This window comes from Flavobacterium sp. 83 (assembly GCF_000744835.1).
In the GTDB taxonomy this organism is placed as follows: Bacteria; Bacteroidota; Bacteroidia; order Flavobacteriales; family Flavobacteriaceae; genus Flavobacterium.
Genome location: NZ_JQMS01000001.1, coordinates 3,085,641 through 3,104,340 on the forward strand (window position 1 = coordinate 3,085,641; position 18,700 = coordinate 3,104,340).

20 protein-coding genes are annotated in these 18,700 nt (G+C 33.7%); 14 read left to right on the forward strand and 6 right to left on the reverse strand.

Annotated features, from left to right (window positions below):
- Positions 1–115: 115 nt before the first annotated feature.
- The 12 genes from T410_RS13470 to T410_RS13525 all read left to right on the forward strand — a co-directional run bounded on the left by T410_RS13470 (position 116) and on the right by T410_RS13525 (position 11,518).
- Positions 116–1,165, forward strand: coding sequence for an aromatic ring-hydroxylating dioxygenase subunit alpha (locus tag T410_RS13470; protein ID WP_202963248.1), 1,050 nt, complete (start codon positions 116–118; stop codon positions 1,163–1,165).
- Between the two features lie 16 nt (positions 1,166–1,181).
- Positions 1,182–2,168: a PDR/VanB family oxidoreductase gene (locus T410_RS13475; RefSeq protein ID WP_035672653.1), complete on the forward strand. Its 987-nt coding sequence runs from the start codon at positions 1,182–1,184 to the stop codon at positions 2,166–2,168.
- Positions 2,169–2,173: 5 nt separating this feature from the next.
- Entirely contained in the window at positions 2,174–2,485 is a 312-nt protein-coding gene (locus tag T410_RS13480) for a DUF3861 domain-containing protein (protein ID WP_035672656.1), read from the forward strand.
- Between the two features lie 5 nt (positions 2,486–2,490).
- Positions 2,491–2,979, forward strand: coding sequence for a cupin domain-containing protein (locus T410_RS13485; RefSeq protein ID WP_193743747.1), 489 nt, complete (start codon positions 2,491–2,493; stop codon positions 2,977–2,979).
- 107 nt (positions 2,980–3,086) lie between these two features.
- Positions 3,087–4,277, forward strand: a complete 1,191-nt coding sequence (locus tag T410_RS13490) for a multidrug effflux MFS transporter (RefSeq protein ID WP_051929428.1) — start codon at positions 3,087–3,089, stop codon at positions 4,275–4,277.
- Positions 4,274–5,044, forward strand: a complete 771-nt coding sequence (locus T410_RS13495; protein WP_035672662.1) for an SDR family NAD(P)-dependent oxidoreductase — start codon at positions 4,274–4,276, stop codon at positions 5,042–5,044. Before T410_RS13490 ends, T410_RS13495 begins: the two co-directional genes overlap by 4 nt.
- A gap of 38 nt (positions 5,045–5,082) precedes the next feature.
- Positions 5,083–5,850 (forward strand): SDR family oxidoreductase, encoded by a 768-nt coding sequence (locus tag T410_RS13500; RefSeq protein WP_035672664.1) that lies wholly within the window; start codon positions 5,083–5,085, stop codon positions 5,848–5,850.
- A 158-nt stretch (positions 5,851–6,008) separates the two neighbouring features.
- Complete coding sequence (locus T410_RS13505; protein WP_035672666.1) at positions 6,009–6,998, forward strand: VOC family protein; 990 nt, start codon at positions 6,009–6,011, stop codon at positions 6,996–6,998.
- 95 nt (positions 6,999–7,093) lie between these two features.
- Positions 7,094–8,209: a S9 family peptidase gene (locus tag T410_RS13510; protein WP_035674577.1), complete on the forward strand. Its 1,116-nt coding sequence runs from the start codon at positions 7,094–7,096 to the stop codon at positions 8,207–8,209.
- 24 nt (positions 8,210–8,233) lie between these two features.
- Positions 8,234–9,373: an FAD-dependent monooxygenase gene (locus tag T410_RS13515; RefSeq protein ID WP_035672669.1), complete on the forward strand. Its 1,140-nt coding sequence runs from the start codon at positions 8,234–8,236 to the stop codon at positions 9,371–9,373.
- 10 nt (positions 9,374–9,383) lie between these two features.
- Entirely contained in the window at positions 9,384–10,337 is a 954-nt protein-coding gene (locus T410_RS13520; RefSeq protein WP_035672671.1) for a fumarylacetoacetate hydrolase family protein, read from the forward strand.
- 515 nt (positions 10,338–10,852) lie between these two features.
- Positions 10,853–11,518, forward strand: a complete 666-nt coding sequence (locus T410_RS13525) for a spermidine synthase (RefSeq protein ID WP_035672673.1) — start codon at positions 10,853–10,855, stop codon at positions 11,516–11,518.
- 76 nt (positions 11,519–11,594) lie between these two features.
- Here T410_RS13525 and kdsB read toward each other — a convergent pair whose 3' ends face one another.
- The 5 genes from kdsB to T410_RS13550 form a co-directional block, all read right to left on the reverse strand.
- Positions 11,595–12,320, reverse strand: coding sequence for a 3-deoxy-manno-octulosonate cytidylyltransferase (kdsB, locus tag T410_RS13530; protein WP_035674579.1), 726 nt, complete (start codon positions 12,318–12,320; stop codon positions 11,595–11,597).
- A 152-nt stretch (positions 12,321–12,472) separates the two neighbouring features.
- Positions 12,473–13,153 (reverse strand): GNAT family N-acetyltransferase, encoded by a 681-nt coding sequence (locus T410_RS13535; protein WP_035672676.1) that lies wholly within the window; start codon positions 13,151–13,153, stop codon positions 12,473–12,475.
- Between the two features lie 120 nt (positions 13,154–13,273).
- On the reverse strand, positions 13,274–14,068 hold the full coding sequence (locus T410_RS13540) for an HNH endonuclease (protein WP_035672679.1): 795 nt from the start codon (positions 14,066–14,068) through the stop codon (positions 13,274–13,276).
- 48 nt (positions 14,069–14,116) lie between these two features.
- Positions 14,117–14,947 carry a 4,5-DOPA dioxygenase extradiol gene (gene ygiD / locus T410_RS13545; RefSeq protein WP_035672682.1) on the reverse strand — a complete coding sequence of 277 codons (831 nt, stop codon included), beginning with the start codon at positions 14,945–14,947 and terminating at the stop codon, positions 14,117–14,119.
- Positions 14,948–15,046: 99 nt separating this feature from the next.
- Positions 15,047–16,468 (reverse strand): ATP-dependent RecD-like DNA helicase, encoded by a 1,422-nt coding sequence (locus T410_RS13550; RefSeq protein WP_035674582.1) that lies wholly within the window; start codon positions 16,466–16,468, stop codon positions 15,047–15,049.
- 153 nt (positions 16,469–16,621) lie between these two features.
- Between T410_RS13550 and T410_RS13555 the strand changes: the two genes are divergently transcribed.
- Complete coding sequence (locus T410_RS13555) at positions 16,622–17,443, forward strand: DUF3822 family protein (RefSeq protein ID WP_035672685.1); 822 nt, start codon at positions 16,622–16,624, stop codon at positions 17,441–17,443.
- On the forward strand, positions 17,440–18,039 hold the full coding sequence (locus T410_RS13560; protein WP_035672688.1) for an RsmD family RNA methyltransferase: 600 nt from the start codon (positions 17,440–17,442) through the stop codon (positions 18,037–18,039). Before T410_RS13555 ends, T410_RS13560 begins: the two co-directional genes overlap by 4 nt.
- A 74-nt stretch (positions 18,040–18,113) precedes the next feature.
- Here T410_RS13560 and T410_RS13565 read toward each other — a convergent pair whose 3' ends face one another.
- Positions 18,114–18,662 carry a hypothetical protein gene (locus T410_RS13565; protein WP_035672691.1) on the reverse strand — a complete coding sequence of 183 codons (549 nt, stop codon included), beginning with the start codon at positions 18,660–18,662 and terminating at the stop codon, positions 18,114–18,116.
- Positions 18,663–18,700: the final 38 nt, after the last annotated feature.

Sequence of the window (18,700 nt, forward strand, 5' to 3'; positions counted from 1 at the left end):
CTATTTTAATTCTTACTCTAAATATAACTCCATAATAACTTAGAACAGGAAGCTTGACTACTGTCTATAAAAAAAGAACCATTTTGTATCAATAATAATTATAAATAAAACAATTATGAAGGAGACCAAATTTACAATGAATTATAGCTTTCCTAAAAATGCTTGGTATGCTTGCGCAAGGGATGTAGAAGTTAAAAAAGAATTATTTGCTAGAAAAATTGCGAATGAGCCATTGGTAATGTACCGTACTTCTGACAATAAAGTGGTAGTTCTTCAAGATGCTTGTTGGCATCGATTATTGCCTCTTTCTAAAGGAAAATTAATTAATGACCAAGTAATTTGTGGTTATCATGGTTTAAATTATAATAAGGAAGGTAGATGTACCTACATGCCTTCTCAAGAAACAATTAATCCTTCTGCTTGTGTAAAAAGTTATGCTGCTGTAGAAAAATACCGTTACATCTGGGTTTGGATGGGGAATCCTACAGAAGCTGATGAATCAAAAGTACCTGATTTACACTGGAATAATGATGCCGATTGGGCAGGAGATGGGGAAGTAATATATGGAAAATGCAATTATCGATTAATTTTAGATAATTTAATGGATTTAACTCATGAAACTTTTATACATGGAGAAAGCATTGGTAATGATGCAGTAGCAGAAGCACCCTTCGAAGTAACTCATACCGATAATTCAGTAACTGTGACCCGTTGGATGTTAGATATTGATCCTCCTCCTTTTTGGAAAGCACAATTAGACAAAGAAGGAAATGTTGATAGATGGCAAATTATTAATTTCCAAGCACCATCCACCATTACTATAGATGTAGGAGTTGCGCTAAAAAAAACTGGTGCTTTTGAAGGAGACCGATCGCAAGGTGTAAATGGTTTTGTTTTAAATACCGTTACGCCTGAAACAGATACTACGTGTCATTATTTTTGGTCTTTTTGTAGAAATTATGACATCCTCAATCAAAGAAGAACACATGAGTTAAGAGCTGGGGTTTCTCATATTTTTTCCCAAGACGAAGACATCTTAGAAGCACAACAAATTGCTATTCAAAACAATCCAGGTCGGGAATTTTATAATCTAAATATAGATGGCGGGGCAATGTGGGTAAGACGAATTGTAGATGAAATGGTTGCAAAAGAGGCTTTAGATTAATATTTAAAAAAATACAATGAGATATTCAAATATTTGGAAAGAAGCAATAATAACAAAAGTGTCTTTGATTGCAGAAAATGTAAAGCACATTGAATTATCCTTGAGTGAAATTCCTGCCTATACTCCGGGTTCACATATTGACGTTCAAATTTTTATTGATAATAGTCCAAGCATACGAAGTTATTCCCTAATTGGAAGATCTGAAAAAGGAAAACCACTTACTATTGCAGTTAAACTGCTAGCTGAAAGTCGTGGAGGTTCAAAATATATCGGTAAATTAAAAGAAGGGCAAAAAATTCAAATATCACAACCAAAAAATCATTTCGAAATGACATTTGGGCGTGATAATTATATATTGATTGCTGGAGGAATTGGCATTACTCCTATTATTGCCATGGCGCAGGAACTAAAACATAAAAAATCTAATTTTCGGTTAGAATATGCTGGTGCATCTAGAAAAGAAATGCCTTTCCTGGAAATGCTCTCTGAATCCTTTGGAGATAATTTGAGTTGTCATATTAAAGATGAAAACCAACGATTAGATATTAAGAAAACAATAGCAGAACTTGCAAAAGGAACACAACTTTATTTTTGCGGACCTATGAGAATGCTCGATGATATTCGACAAGCTTGGCACGACAATGGTTTTTCTTCTTTTGATTTGAGGTATGAAACGTTTGGAACAACGGGCAGCTACCCTACGCAGTCTTTTACAATAAATCTACCTCGTTTTAATAAAACCCTTTCGGTTTCTATCAACACAAACCTGCTAGATACTTTAAAAGACAATGGAATTGAAATTATGTCAGATTGCCTAAAAGGAGAGTGTGGATTATGTGTAGTTGATATTATTAAATATACAGGTAAAATTGACCATCGAGATACTTTTTTTAGTCAAGAACAAAAGTCCGAAAACAAACAAATATGCGCCTGCGTATCTCGAGTGTTTGAAGGAGAATTAACAATCGATACTTCATATCGTGGAGAAAATATAAAAAATTAAAAAAAATGGAAAAAAGAACTAATAAATACAAATTAAAACTAGAAATTTTGACAACAGCAAAAGTTGACGATACTGTCTATACTCCTATAGAATTAGAATTCGACAATCATGATAACATTTTAAATATTGTTGAAAGAATGAAAAGTAGAAACCTTTTTCATACTGAAAACCAAGCTACAGAATTTGCTATTGGACTAAAAATGTTTAGCGAAGTAATGTTAAAAAACAGGGACAATGCACTTTTTACTGAATTCAGACCTGCTTTCAGTGAGTTTATGAAAAAGCTTAAGTCAACTCCAACCCAAAACGAAAATTAATAAAAATGAATTTACCAATTAGAAGAATTGTAACAGGACATAATCTGGAAGGCACTGCGGTATTCACTTCCGATGAAGAATTTGAAACCGTTGTTATTCCAACTGGCGATGCTGCTATGACTACATTGTGGACAACAGCTACTGTTCCTGCAGATTGCAATGACGAAACTGATGGAGCCAAGAGAGATGCTGGCACAACTCTCAAAGGAGGATCGGTGATTCGTATTGTAGATATGTTACCGGGAGCTTCTTCCCCACTTCACCGAACGGACAGCATCGATTATGGAATTATAATTAGCGGTGAAATCGAACTTGAATTAGAAAATAACGTTTCAAAGAGAATTGGTGCCGGAGAAATTATAATTCAACGCGGAACCTTGCACAAATGGAAAAATCCAAGTGAAACTGAAATTTGCAGAATTGTTTTTGTACTCATTGAGGCAAAACCATACGAGATGAACGGAATATCGCTTCCTGAATATATGCAACATTAAAAGTTCATTAGTATAAGCGCTAATGATTGTAATTATTAAATCATTAATCCGATTACTTTTTGTTTAGTGAAATGGAAAAAAAAATAATTCATTGGAAATAAAATCAAATGACAAAAACAAAAGAAATTAATATAAAAACCCTAATTATTGTATTAGGTTGTTTGAATGGGTTAATGCCTTTTTCAACTGATTTATATTTACCAGCATTTCCTGCAATGGCCGAAAATTTGGGTACAAATGTGGGAATGATTACCCTTTCGATGAGTACTTTTTTTGCAGGAGCTTGTGTAGGCCAGTTTTTTAATGGTCCACTTTTAGATCGTTTTGGGCGTAAAAATCCAATGTTAATTGCGTTAGTATTTTTTTTCTTGACATCTTTAGGATGTGCTGTAGTTGGGAATATAATCCTTTTATGTGTTTTTCGCTTTTTTCAAGCTATTAGTATCAGTGTGTGTTCCGTGGGAAGTAGAGCGATGGTAAGAGATGTATTTCCTGTAGAAAAAATAGCTTCCATGTTTTCTACGCTTTCCCTAATTATGGGAATTGCCCCAATTATTGCCCCAACTTTAGGCGGTTTTATTCTGTTATTTTCTGATTGGAGAGGTATTTTTATCTTTTTGGCAGTAATGGCGTTACTTTTATTAGTCGCACTGCATTTTTTTCTTCCCCATGTGAAAGAAGCTGACGCCAACTATTCTCTAAAACCAAAAGCGATTTTGGGCAATTATAAAAAAGTAATCCTGACCAAAGGATATATGGGATACGCTATCATTACTGCTTTGGCATCAGCGGTATTATTTAGTTGGATTTCAAGTTCTTCTTTATTATTTATTGGGATTTTAGGAATTAGTAAACAACATTTTGGATGGATATTCGCCAGTACTGCTTCCTGCATGATTGTAGGCAGCCAGTTTAATCGGGTATTGTTGCGGAGATTTAATAGTTATGACATTGCATTTTGTGCTGTAGGAATGCAATTATTAGTTTGCTGTTACTTATTATATATAGCCGTTTACTCCTTGACGGTAGTACATCTTCTAATAGGCATGTGTTTTTTTATGTTGTTTTTATCATTGATTTCTCCCAATACAATGGCAATTACTATTCGTCCTTTTACGGAAAATATAGGCAGTGCCAATGCAATTATGGGTGTGACACAAATGGCATTGAGTGCATTAGTTACAGCAATACTTAGCTATTTTCAAAATGGCAGCGCAATTCCTATGGTCGTAACGATGATGGTATTATGTAGTATTAGCTTTAGTATGCAATACGTTTTAAAACAAAAAAAAGTATGAAAAACCTATTTGATTTAACAGGGAAAGTCGCTTTAGTAACGGGTGCTTCAAGCGGTATGGGAAAAGCAATTGCTGAAATCATAGGGATACACGGAGCTACAGTTATCATTTCAAGTAATGATACAAAAGGATGTATTGCAACTCAAACAGCGTTTGAAAATAAAGGAATTAAAGCATTTGCAATTCCTTGTGATATTTCTAAAAAAAAGGAAATAGATGCGTTGGTTTTTCAATGCAAAGAAAAAGCAGCGACAATTGACATTTTAGTGAATTGTGTCGGAATAGCCATTCCCGGTTCTTTTTTGGAAATCGATTCAGAAAATTTTGAAAAAACAATGCAAATTAATTTAGAAAACGTCATTTACTTAACCCAAAAAATAATCCCAAGCATGCAGGCTCAAAAAGAGGGTACCATTATCTATCTAGCCAGTTTATCCAGTGTAAGAGGTAATAAGAACTTGGGATTATATGGCATTTCAAAAGCGGGATTAGCACAATTGGCACGTAATCTTGCGGTAGAATTTGGACCTGATAATATTCGGGTCAATGCAATTTCGCCTGGCGTTATTGATACGGAATTTGCAAAACCATTGACACAAAATCCCGAAGTTATGGAAAAAAGAATTTTGCTTACGCCATTACGAAGAATTGGAAAAGTAGAAGAAGTAGCCGGAATGGCTCTCTTATTAGCTTCAAAAGCCGGCGGCTTTATCAGCGGTCAAAATATTATCATTGATGGTGGCACAACCATTAGTGATGGAAATTAATTTTTTTTTTAAAAGAAACATTTTAGAACATAAAAAATATGAAAAGATTTGAAAACAAAGTATGCTTAGTAACTGGAGCTTCATCTGGAATTGGTAAAGCAACGGCACTTTCATTTGCAAAAGAAGGAGCCAAAGTAGTGGTTTCGGATGTAAATGAACAGGCAGGATTACTAGTAGTACAAGAAATTACTGATTTAGGACATGAAGCACTATTTGTAAAATGCGATATTTCTAAAAGAGAAGAAGTAGAAAATATGGTACAGCAAACCGTTACCAAATTCGGGCGATTGGATTGTGCCGTAAATTCAGCAGGAATTGCAGGAACACTTTCGTTACCAACCCATGAATATCCTGAAGAAGCTTGGTTGCAACAAATCAATATTAACTTAACGGGAACTTGGTATTGTGTAAAATACCAGTTGATTGAAATGCTAAAACAAGGTGGAGGAAACATCGTATGTGTGTCATCGGCAGCCGGATTAGTGGGGCAACCTGATAATGTTCCGTATTCTGCTTCCAAACACGGTGTTATCGGAATAGTAAAAAGTGCCGCTATAGAAAACGCTACCAAGAACATTCGCATCAATGCCATTTGTCCGACGGCTATTGAAACACCTATGATTATGGAAGGTAGAAGAAAACTGGCACACAATCCAGAAGCATTACAAATGGCAATAAATCTGCAGCGGATGAAACGTATGGGCCAACCTCAGGAAGTCGCTGATGTTGCTTTGTGGATGTGTTCAGACCAATCTTCTTTTATAACAGGGCATGCCATGGCGGTTGATGGTGGTGCATTTGCATAAAAAGAATACAAAAACATCTTAATAAGCGTCGATAAAACAAAAAAGAATTGATTTTGAATAGCAATAGAATCTAATTGATTCACTCACATTTATAAATCATTTTATTTTTGCAACATAAATTACACAAACTATAAAAAAACCAATAAATAAAAATAAAAATGGCAAAAAATCCACATTATTTTTCGCAATTAGCTCACGTAGAAGTTTTAACTACAGATTTGAACAAATCAGTAGAATTCTTTCGCGATGTAGTAGGAATGGATGAAACAGGAAGAGAAGAAAACTCTGTATATTTAAGAGCGTGGGGTGATTATTTTCACCACACCTTGAAACTTACACAAAGTGAAAAATCAGGTTTAGGACATTTAGGCTGGCGTGCCGATAGTCCGGAAGCTTTAGAAGAAGTTGTTAGTTATTTAGAGAATATTGGCGCAGGTATTGGCTGGGATGAAGGTGACTTAGGACACGGAAAAGCCTATCGCTTTAAATCCCCTGAAGGTCACATTCACGAAGTATTTTGGGATGTGGTTTGGTTGAAAGAAGAAGGCGAAAGAGGAAGTGTTTATGCTGATCGTTACGCCAGTAACCGTCTTAACGGAGCGAATCCTAGACGATTGGATCACGTAACTTATATGGTTGCCAAAGGAAAATATGCCGATGAAAAGAAATTTTGGCAAGGCTTAGGATTTAATAATCCTGACGAAATCCGTATTGCTGATGAAATCCCTCCAATTGGTGGTTTATGGACTCTTGGTAATCTTTCTCACGATATTGCTATTTTCTCAGATCCAAATATTGGGGAAAATGAAGCGGTTTTAAATCATATTTGCTGGAATGTAGATAGTCGTGAAGAAGTTTTATTAGCGTTAGATTATTTTATTGAAAAAGGATATAAAAGTGTTATGGGTGCTCCTACCCGTCATAAAGCAGATGAAGGATTCTTTATCTATATCGTAGATCCAGGAAGTGGAATTTTGTTTGAATACTATGCTTGTGCCCGTTTAGTTTTTGCACCGGATCACTTAGATGTTCATTATTTAAAAGACAATCCAAACGATGCTTGGGGATCAGCTAACCCATTTGCAGAAATGGCAAAAGGTAAAAGATTAGGGTTAACAGACGGTGTAGTAAAACCAGCTGATGTTTAATCTAAAATAATTAAGTTATTCCTAGTTTATAATAAAACAACACGGTGTTTTCAAATGAGAACAACACTGAAAACAAAATTAAAAAAAACAAAGCTATGTGGCATTATTTTCCAGGGCAGTATATGCCTTCCTATCAAGTAAACAGAGCATTAACTCAAGCGCATTATGGCGGTGGTGAATTTGCTGAAATACTAGAAGTTGCCAGCGAAATTGACCCATCAAACAGAGAGTCTTTCAATATCGCTTGGTTAAAGAAAGGGGACCAAGTTTATGATCTTGGAGAAAATTTCGAAAACAATAATTCTTTCATTTCGGCAAGTCGTACTTACTTAAGAGCATTCAACTATTTGCGTACTGCTGAGTTCTTTATGGAACTTGGAGACGATAGAAAAGTACCAACATATTTAAAAGCGAGAGAAGCATTTATTAGAGCCATTAAATATTTCAAAAACAAACCCTTACAAATAGAAGTACCTTTTGAAGGGTCTTTTTTACCAGGTTATTTGTTTGCTCCAGAAGGGGTTAAAAACCCTCCAATGATGATAATGTTTGGAGGCTTAGATAGTTTAGCTGAAGAATTATATTTTGGTATATCGCAACATCTTAACGAAAGAGGTATTGCACTTTTGGCTATGGACGGACCAGGACAAGGAGCTTCATTAAGACTAAATCATATTCATTCGCGTTTTGATTACGAAGTAGCTGGAACAGCTGTTTTAGATTGGTCGATAGCTAACCTAAAAGATTATGTAGATACCTCTAGTATTGGTATTGGAGCAGTATCCATGGGAGGATATATGGCAGCGCGTTGTGCCGCATTTGAGCCCCGTTTCAAAGTCTGCATGATATTTGGTGCTGTATGGTCGTATTACCAAGTTTGGGCTGGTCGAAATGCAAAACATCCATTAGCAGAAATAGTGATGCATATTATGGACGCAGCAAGCTTTGAAGAAGTTCTTGAAAAATTAAAAGGCTATACACTTGAAAATGGAATCGCTGAAAAGATATCCATGCCAACGTATATTCTTCATGGTGGTGATGACCGTCAAAACTTTGTTGAACATGCTTATAATGTAGATAAAGCTTTAACTTGTGAACATGTTTTAGAAGTAATTCCAAAAGAAGAAAGTGGTTCTCAACATTGTTGTGTTGACGATTTTACCCGAACTTTCAATATGTATGATTGGGTAGCCAAAAAATTAAAAGAATAGTATTAATCTCAAACAATTTATAATATGAAAACTATAGAGAAAGTACTTATTGTTGGTGGTGGTATCGGCGGTCAGTCTGCAGGTATTGCATTAAGACAAATTGGTATAGAAGTTGAGATTGCTGAAATACTACCTAAATTCGACGTCTATGGTGTAGGTATTATACAACAAGCAAATGCACTAAGAGCTTTAGATGCATTAGGTGTAGCAGACGAAGCGCTAAGAAGAGGATCACCTTACCCAAAAGTAAAAATGTGTACAGCAACTGGCCATCAAATCGCTGAAGCTGGTACAGACCCTATTGGCCGTTTTCCGAGTCATAATGGAATTTCACGCAGAGTTTTACATGATATATTATTAGAACGCAGTATTGAACTTGGTGTAAAATACCGTTTGGGCCTTACAGTAGATTCAATTACAGATAAAGAAGATGGTGTTGATGTTGTTTTTTCAGATGGAACAGCTGGTAGTTATGATCTTCTTATTGGTGGAGACGGCATAAACTCTAAAGTTAGAAACTTAATTTTTGGGGAATCAAAGCCTAACTATGTTGGATTATCTAACTGGCGTTATGCTTTTAAAAGACCTAAGGATTTAGATACGGGATATATCTATTTTGGTAAAAAAAGTAAATTAGGAATAATTCCTATGACTGAAGACAGTTGCTATGTGTTTGTAGTTTCTGCTGAAGGAGCTGACAATCCTTTTATTAAAGAGGATCAAATGATTCAAAAGCTACAGTCTTATATGAAAGAATATCCTATTCCTATGATACAAGGTTTAATCGATCAGGTAGTCGATCCAAAATTGGTAAACTATAGACCATTAGAAACGTTAAATCTTCCAGCACCTTGGTATAAAGGAAATGTTATTATTATTGGAGATGCTGCCCATGCAACGATTCCTCAATTAGGTTCAGGCGCAGCATTGGCTATTGAAGATGCTGTAGTATTAGCTGAAGAAATAAAAAAACAAGATGGTGCACAAGCTATATTCTCAAGATTTATGAAAAGAAGATACGATCGCTGTAAAATGGTTGTTGAAAGTTCTGAAAAATTAGGGGTATGGGAATTAATGGAGTTTTCAGGTCAAAAATTGCCTGATGATGCAAATATTGGTGCTACTATGGGAAAAACTACTGGAATGTTAGCTCAACCTATTTAAAAAAAGAAAAATGAAATTAGTAACATTCGAAAATAAAGCAGGCGAAAGCCGCACAGGCTGGTTACAAAATGATGCCGTAGTCGATATGAATTTAGCTGATGCCAGATTGCCTATTGATATGCTAAGCTTTATTGATAATCACGAAGTAAATTTTGATATTATAAAAGCACTTGGCGACGTTAAGCCTCATTACACATTATCAGAAGTAAAACTTTTAGCTCCTTTGCCAAATCCTAGAAGTATTAGAGATTATATAGGATTTGAACAACATATGCTTAACGCTTCTAAATCATTTGGTCACACTGTTGGAGCCGCTTGGTACGAGATTCCTATTTTTTACTTTACCAACCATCAAGCTATTTATGGCCCTGAAGATAATATTCTTCGTCCTGATAATGAAACTAAGCTCGACATCGAACTAGAAATGGCTGTTGTAATTGGTAAAAAAGGAAAAGATATTAAAGCTGAAAATGCTGATGATTATATTTTTGGTTACACTGTTTTTAATGATTGGACTGCCCGTTCAATTCAAAAACATGAAATGACGGTACCACTTGGACCACATAAAGGAAAAGATTTTGCTAACGCTTTTGGACCGTGCATCGTTACCAAAGATGAATTTGAACAATACCGTTGCAGCATTTCAAGAGAATCACATCCGGAACATTTAGCAATGCCTAATAGTACAGGTGATCGTTTTGACATCAAAATGACATCAAGAATCAATGGAGAAACAATCTGTGAGGGTAACTACAAAACTGTTCATTGGACTTTTCCTCAAATGATGGAACGCGCCTCAGAAAACAATGTAAATCTTATGCCAGGAGATATCTTAGGATCTGGAACTGTAGGTTGGGGAAGTTTGATAGAAAATAACTTTTCTGTTCACCGTCCTTTAGAACCCGGAGATGTTGTAGAACTGGAAATTGAAGGAATTGGAATTTTAAAAAATACAGTGGTTTAAACTGTCCAAAATAAATATTTTCAATTTAGTTGAAATACCTAAAGCACATGTTGTTTTAGGTATTTTTTTTGCTTTAAAATCATGTCCTTTTCATTCCTATCCTTCAGCTAATGAAAATACATTTGACCACATTGTAATGTGTTTTAATGCTGGAATAACCCGTTGGGTGCAATTATTCAAAAAGTCAGTTCGATTGTTTTTTGTGGAGTAAAATGGAACAAACCTTCTCGATGCGCTTCGTACTTGAAGTAATGTGTATCGATAACCGTTTTTAATACTAATTTTCGTCAGGTCGAGTGATTTTCGACAGAAAATTATATCGAAAACTAGGAAATTATTATTAAAATTAATTACACCTAATGAGCTAGAATATTCAATATATTTGCACCAAATAAAACAATATATTTAACAGAATTAGTTGACTTAACTATTTTGCATTTATCATGTAACATTAATTAGCTTTAATAATAACTAGAAAATTCTAACTTTAAATAGTATTACAACCAAAGTCCCCAATGTTTAAAAAAATATTCAGTTACCTTATTCCAATAAAAATTTATCAATCAAAATCTTCATTGAGTAAATCGATCGAAGTGACTTGGGCAAATGGAGAGTTAGTTTTAGATTCTGAAAATGCCAATTACTCGTATGGAAGTTTACAACGTATTTTAAGAATTGGTCTAAAAAACATTGGCTTTGAAAGAATAGCGACTATGGAACATATTCTTGTTTTAGGAGTAGCCGGAGGCAGCGTTATTAAAACATTGGTTGATGAAATTAAATTTAAAGGAAAAATAACCGGAGTTGAAATTGATTCCGATATAATTAAGGTGGCTAATAAATATTTTGCCTTAGATAAAATACCCCAACTTGATATTGTTATTGAAGATGCCTTTGAATTTGTTTTGAAAACCAAAAATAAATACGATTTGATTATAATAGATATCTTCCAAGATACTACAATGCCCAATTTTTTATTTGAAACATTTTTTATCAACCGAATCTGCTTTCTTTTAAGAAGTAAAGGTTTCATTCTTTTCAATACGATGATTTTGAATGAAACACAAAATATAAGAAATCAAAAATATGTTTCTGAATTTTATGAAAATCAATTCAAAATAAGAACCATACCCAGAATTGAAATACACAATGAATTAATCGTAATTGAAAAATTAGAATAAAAACTGCTCCTATTAAATAGAAACGCAGATTCACATATTTAATTAACAATCTGTAAATCTGCAGTTTTTTAATTTATTAAAGCATTTTTCTTGCTTTTTCTAAATCTTCCGGAGTATCAATTCCGATTCCGACATGTGTGGTTTCGATCATTTTGATGCGTTTTCCAAATTCTAAATAGCGTAATTGCTCCAGTTTTTCGGATGCTTCCAATGATTTCATCGGTAAACTATAAAAATCCAATAAGGCTTGTTTTCTAAAAGCATAAATCCCGATGTGTTGCATATAACGAACGCTTACATTTTTCTCTCTTGGATATGGAATTACCGAACGTGAAAAGTACAAAGCAAATCCGTTTTGATCCACCACAACTTTTACATTGTTGGGATTATTGATTTCCTCTTCGTTTGTAATTTCACGCATCAAGGAAGCCAAATCCACTTTTTTATCCAAATCATTTCTAAAAACTTCAATGACTTTTGCCAAAGGTTCCGCGTCAATAAACGGTTCGTCTCCTTGTACATTAATCACAATGTCAACATCCAGATTTTCGACCGCTTCTGCAATTCGATCACTTCCTGATTCGTGTTCTTTGATGCTTCGAATGGCTTTTCCACTATGAGAAACAATTTCATCATAAATTAAATCCGAATCCGTTACCACAAAAACATCATCAAACAATTGCGTGTTTATGGCTGCTTCATAGGTTCTTAAAATGACCGTTTTGCCACCTAAATCCTGCATTAGTTTAGCGGGAAATCGTGTGGATGCGTAACGTGCGGGAATGACTGCTATTATTTTCATTTTTATATTTTTCATTTTGCCACGAAGGCACTAAGTCGCAAAGTTTTTATTTTAATTTTTTATCTAGGGCAAACGGAACAATCAAGTTCGCTTGGTGCTAAGTTAGTATGTTTTTAGGATTTACAAAATTGTTCTTAATTATCAACCTAAGTTTACTTTGTGATATTCCAAAAACTAATTTTTCGTCTAATAGTAAAACCTAATTTCTCGTACAGTTGTATTGCTCCACGATTATCTTCAATCACATGTAAATAAGGAGTTTTATTTTGCTTAAAAACTTCATTTACAACATGGGCAACTAATTGTTTGGCGTATCCTTTTCCGGTATGATTGGGATGTGTGACTACTGCGCTGACTTCAATAAAATCATTCATTTGCATGCGCTCACCAGTCACGGCAACAAGTTCATCATTTTTGAAAATACCGTAATAATTACCTAATAAAACAGTTTTTCTTTTAAAATACCCTGGTTGCACCAAGTTTACCAAATCATATAAAGCATCAATATGTTCGTCAGTGAGTTTTACGATTGGGTCATTAATGGCAATATCGATTGGATTGTAAACAATCATTTGAAGGCAAACCAATTCTTTATTTAACTTTAATAGATTTGAAAGTTCAGGCTTTTCTCCAACAATAAAAAAACTATCAACCATCTCAGAATATTCATCGATAGACTTTACGATCGCATTTGCTTTTTCAAAACCACCAAACGGACAATAATCCGGATGATAGAATTTTACACTGCCATAATCTACCGCAAAACTTTGATGCGTTTCTGATACCGAAAACCAAACTGGATTATCTAATTTTTTATCGTCTTGTGTTTTCACTTTAAGTAGTTTTGAGGATTTGGATTTGGGATTATTGATTATGATATTTATATTTAGTTTGTGGTAACATGCGAGTTGGTCACGATAATTTTTAGGTATATAAAATCTGCCAAGTAAAACTTAATTTTCAACTGCTTGTATTGAATTACACTCTATAATAAATTTTAATTCTTCAATTTCTAATTCTTTTCCATCAACTTTTCTATGCAACATAGCATGACAATTAGGGCAAACTGGAATCAAATCTTCTTTATAATTTATTTTGTACTGTTTTCCTATTTTATGAATTGGAATAATGTGATGAACATGAATAAAACCTTTGCCTATATCTCCATATAATTTTGAAAAATCAAGATTACATATTTTACAAGCTGTTCCGTGAAATTCAATACATTTATTTCTAGCAATTGAACTTCTTTCATATTTATTTACAAAAACTTGTTTTTTTATTCCTTCATATGCATGTGAATCTTCATTAACCATTTCTGGATAAATATCATTTTGATTCAAATCATTAAAATTACTTTCAATATATTTTATCAAATTTTCATTTGGTTTAACAGGTCCTTGTGGCGCAGCTTTCAAACCATTTAAAAGTAAATTTTCTAAACTCATTTTAGAGTTATCAACTTGTTCAATCAGAACAAGTCTCATAAATTTTCCTTCTAAAGACTTTTGAAACTCATTTTTATCGACCCAATACTCTTGATCATTTCTAATATCTCTAAAGGGTAAATCTATTTTTTCAACTTTACATTTATATTGAATTTTCTTTAATGGTCGAGTTGAGTAAATATAAATTATATCATTTTCTTTGAACTTCCCATTTCCTTGTCTCCAATCAACAAAACCAAAATGTTCAAATGAACTTGCGTGATCATAAATTGTAGCATTTGCAGAGATTAACCAATTCATATGTTTTTTTTATAGATTCAAATATAAAATTTATTTCACAAAATCATCCTAGATTATCTTCACTGAAGTCATGCTCAAAGAACCCGCCAATAACTTATCATTAAACAAACTCAGTTCTTCGGATTTTCCTTTTAATCCTAAAGTATAAATCAAAGGTAAATAATGTTCTGGCGTAGGAATCGCTAACTGAAATGCTTTGCTTTGTTTTTCAAAATCAATCAACGGCTGGAAATTCCCATCCATTAAATAATTGTTTACCGATTCCCTTGCTTCAATTGCCCAATCGTAACCATAATTATCTTTATCGAAATTGTGATAATCGACCAATCTTAAATTATGCACAATATTGCCGCTGCCTACAATCAGGATTCCTTTGGTACGCAAGGCACTTAGTTTTTGAGCCAGTTCAAAATGGTATTGTCCGGATTTTGTATAGTCAATACTCAACTGAATCACGGGAACATTCGCTTCGGGATATAAATGTTTGATGACACTCCAAGCTCCGTGATCCAATCCCCAATGTTCGTCCAGCTCTACTTCTACCGGTGTCAACAATTGTTTAGTTTCTATCGCTAATTCAGGACTTCCTTTGGCAGGATATTGCACGTCGAACAACGCTTGCGGAAAACCTCCAAAATCGTGAATCGTTCTAGGCATTTCCATTGCAGTAACCTTTGTCCCTTTGGTAAACCAATGCGCCGAAATACACAAAATGGCATTTGGTTGCGGCAACGTTTTTGCCAAGTTTCGAAAACCAGTCACAAACTGATTTTCTTCAATCGCGTTCATCGGGCTTCCATGTCCTAGAAACAAAACAGGCATTTTTTCGGTATTCGAAAAAGAACCTGAAATTTTATGTAAGTCATTTAATGTGTTCATAATAAAAAAATTAAATATTTTTTAAACCATTAAGAAAATTAAGATTTATGGTTTGGCACTTAATAACCTTAAATTTTTTAATGATTTAATTTAAAAAAATTATTCTACAAAATTCTCGTCCTTAAATCCTATCAAATATAATTTATTTTTTGCTCGGGTCATAGCGGTGTACAACCACCGAATATAATCTCTATTGATACCATCCGGCAAATACGGTTGTTCTATAAAAACGGTATTCCATTGCCCACCTTGTGATTTATGACATGTAATTGCATACGAGAATTTCACTTGCAAGCCATTGAAATATTCGTTGGCTTTTACTTTTTGGAATTTTTGGAATTTGGTTTCACCTTCATAATCTTTCAACACTTCCTGATACAATCGGTTGGATTCTTCGTATGTTAACGATGGCGATTCGCTCTTTATGGTGTCCATTAACAATACCGTTTCAAACGGAATCTGATTGGGGTAATCAATCATTCGGATTTTTACTTTGGCAAACTTAAAACCATACAATTCTTTGATATTGAAAATTTCCAATATTTCGATAATATCACCATTGGCAATAAAACCCGCTTCATCAGAATCTTTCAACCAAAAATAATTGTTCTTCACCACCATCAGAAAATCGCCAGTGGAAAGTTCACTTTCTTTATCGAGGATTTTGGTTCTGATTTGCTCATTATATTGATTCGCTCTTTTATTCGAACGAACAATAAAAGCGGTGTCTTCTATGCTATAATTACTGTAGGCGGAATTGATAGCATCCTGAATATCGTAGCCATCGGTCAACCGAACAATATCTTTGAATTTCTTAACATCAAACTTGAATTCATCGATAAAAGAATCTTTCAATAATTCCCGAAGTTCGGTTGCGTTATACAAAATCCCTGAACTTTCTTCCTGACGCATGACTTCATCCAATTCTATGTGTTCTACTTCCTTATCATAATTCATTCCTAAAGTACGAATGTCCAAAGCGGGACTAATATCCAAATTCACCGGAGGCAACTGGGCGGTATCACCCAGTAAAATCATCTTACAATTGGTTCCTGAATACACATACGAAATCAAATCATCTAATAAAGAGCCGTTTTCATACAACTTAGAATCAGAATTAGTATCAGAAATCATCGAAGCTTCATCGACTATAAATATGGTATTCTTGTGTTTGTTTTGTTGCAATGTAAACGAAACGCCACCGCCGGAAGATTTCTTGGGAAAATATATTTTTTTATGAATCGTAAAAGCCGGTTTGTTCGAATAATTAGCAATCACTTTTGCCGCACGACCAGTTGGCGCCAACAAGACATATTTTTTATTGATATCCAATAAGCTATTTACAATTGTAGAAATAACGGTTGTTTTTCCAGTTCCTGCATATCCTTTTAAGACGAAAATAGTCCTGTTTTCAGCTTCAGTTAAAAAAATAGCAATTTTTTGAAAAAAAATATCTTGTTTATAAGTGGGCTGAAAAGGAAATTTTCTCTGTAAAAGACTGTAAAACAAGGAGGAATTCATGTCGATTTGATTGCTATAAATGAACATCAAATATAAGTATGAAAATCGAGGCAATTGCATAAATTGGCATTAGAATCAAAAAAAATTGTAAGTTTGTGACCGCATTTAATTCTTGTACTATATATAAGGTAGAAATGGATTGAAAATCAAATTATGTCAATACAAAACACGAATATCACCGAAAAAAAATATAAAAAACTGTCCATTCAAGTTTCTTTGACTGGACTTTCTTTTTGTTGTTTTGACACACTAAATAATACGGTAACTTCATTTAACGAAGTACATTTTGATACGTTTCATAAAGCCACAAAAATTGAGGATTTATTTGGTGATGCTTTCAGAGATTATCCGGAATTAAAGGATTCGTATGATGAGATTTTGGTTATTCACAATAACAACCTGTCTACTTTTGTTCCTACAGCTCTTTTTGATGAAAACTTTTTAGGCAGTTATTTGCAGTACAATACGAAGGTTTTTGAAACTGATTTTTTTGCTTTTGATGAAATTCCAAACTATCAAATGAATGCGGTTTATATACCGTATGTGAATATCAATAATTTTTTTATTGACCAATTTGGTTCTTTTGATTACAAGCATGCCAATAGTATTTTGGTTTCGAAACTTTTGGTTGCCTCCAAAAATAAGGATGAGAAAAAGATGTTTATTCACATCAATTCTGGTCATTTTGAAATCATTGTAGTTCAGAACCAAAAATTATTGCTTTTCAATTCTTTTGATTACAACACGCCAGAAGATTTCTTGTATTACATTTTATTCACGGCAGAACAATTGAACTTAAATCCCGAAAACTTCGCATTGGAATTAATCGGAAATATTGATACCGAAAGTGATTATTTCAAAATCGCTTACAAATACATTCGCAACGTTTCCCTTATAGATGTGGAAGATTTGCGATGGAACAATTATTTTTCTGAGGCCGAAAACAGAAATCATTTTATACTTTTCAACTCATGAGAATCATTTCAGGAAAATACAAAGGAAGACGCATTTTTCCACCAAAAGGATTACCCGTTCGTCCCACTACCGATATGTCTAAAGAAGCATTATTCAATGTTTTGAACAACCATTTCAGTTTTGAAGGACTTAAAATATTAGACTTATTTGCCGGAACAGGAAATATCAGTTACGAATTTGCTTCAAGAGGAAGCACGCCAATCACATCTGTTGATGGTGATTTTGGTTGTGTAAAATTCATCAAGCAAGTCGCCGCCGAATATGATTTTAATATTGCAGCTACCAAAAGTGATGTTTTTACCTATTTAGAAAGATGCAAAACGTCCTATGATATCATTTTTGCAGATCCGCCGTATGCTTTGGACCAAAAAACTTTCGAGAAAATCATATTGTTAGTTTTCGAAAAACAATTGCTTAATGAAGAAGGAATGATGGTCATCGAACATTCGAAATATACTAAGCTGGATCACATGATTCATTTTTCATTCCAGAAAAGTTACGGAGGTTCTATTTTTAGTTTCTTCGAATTTGATTCAAGTAATGATGCAGAAGATTCTGAAAATGCATCAGACCAAAACGACAGTGAAGAAGAATAAGCTTGATATGTTAAAAACATAGAAACCCTTGCAATAACAAGGGTTTCTATGTTTTTATTAAACAATTAAAGTAATTATTTACCAATTACCCAACCCAAAGTAAAATTTAACACGGTTACAAAATCACTATTATTTTTTTCAAAATTATAACCAACCCCCATATTCAAATCAAGATTAAAATTACCCTTGTATGTTCGCTGAAAACCCCAAACTGGTGCAATAGTAATCGATGAATTTTTGGGTAAAAAGTTATCATTGGTTGAAATTGATCTAAAATTATAAAAAGCGGTCATAGCAACAAATCCACCTGAATTATGGGAAGTAACTTTTCCCTTTTCTGCCCTTTTCTCTAAATTATAATAATGACGAAATTGCTCATTAATATTAGGGTAAAAAGTCCAGGTTTTTCCAAAACTATTTGATGTATATCCATAACCTGAACTCAATTCTGAATACAGTGTGTTTTTTTCACTTAACCCATGTTCATAAACAAATCCTGGAAGTAATACATTAATCTTGAATTGGCTTTTTGCTACGGCTGGTTTTTCTTGTGCTTTTGAATGTAAAATTGTCATTAAAATGAAAAAGACAAGAATAACTTTCTTAAATCTTGATGGTTGCATAAATAATCTATTATTATGTTTTTAAAAAATTAAATCTA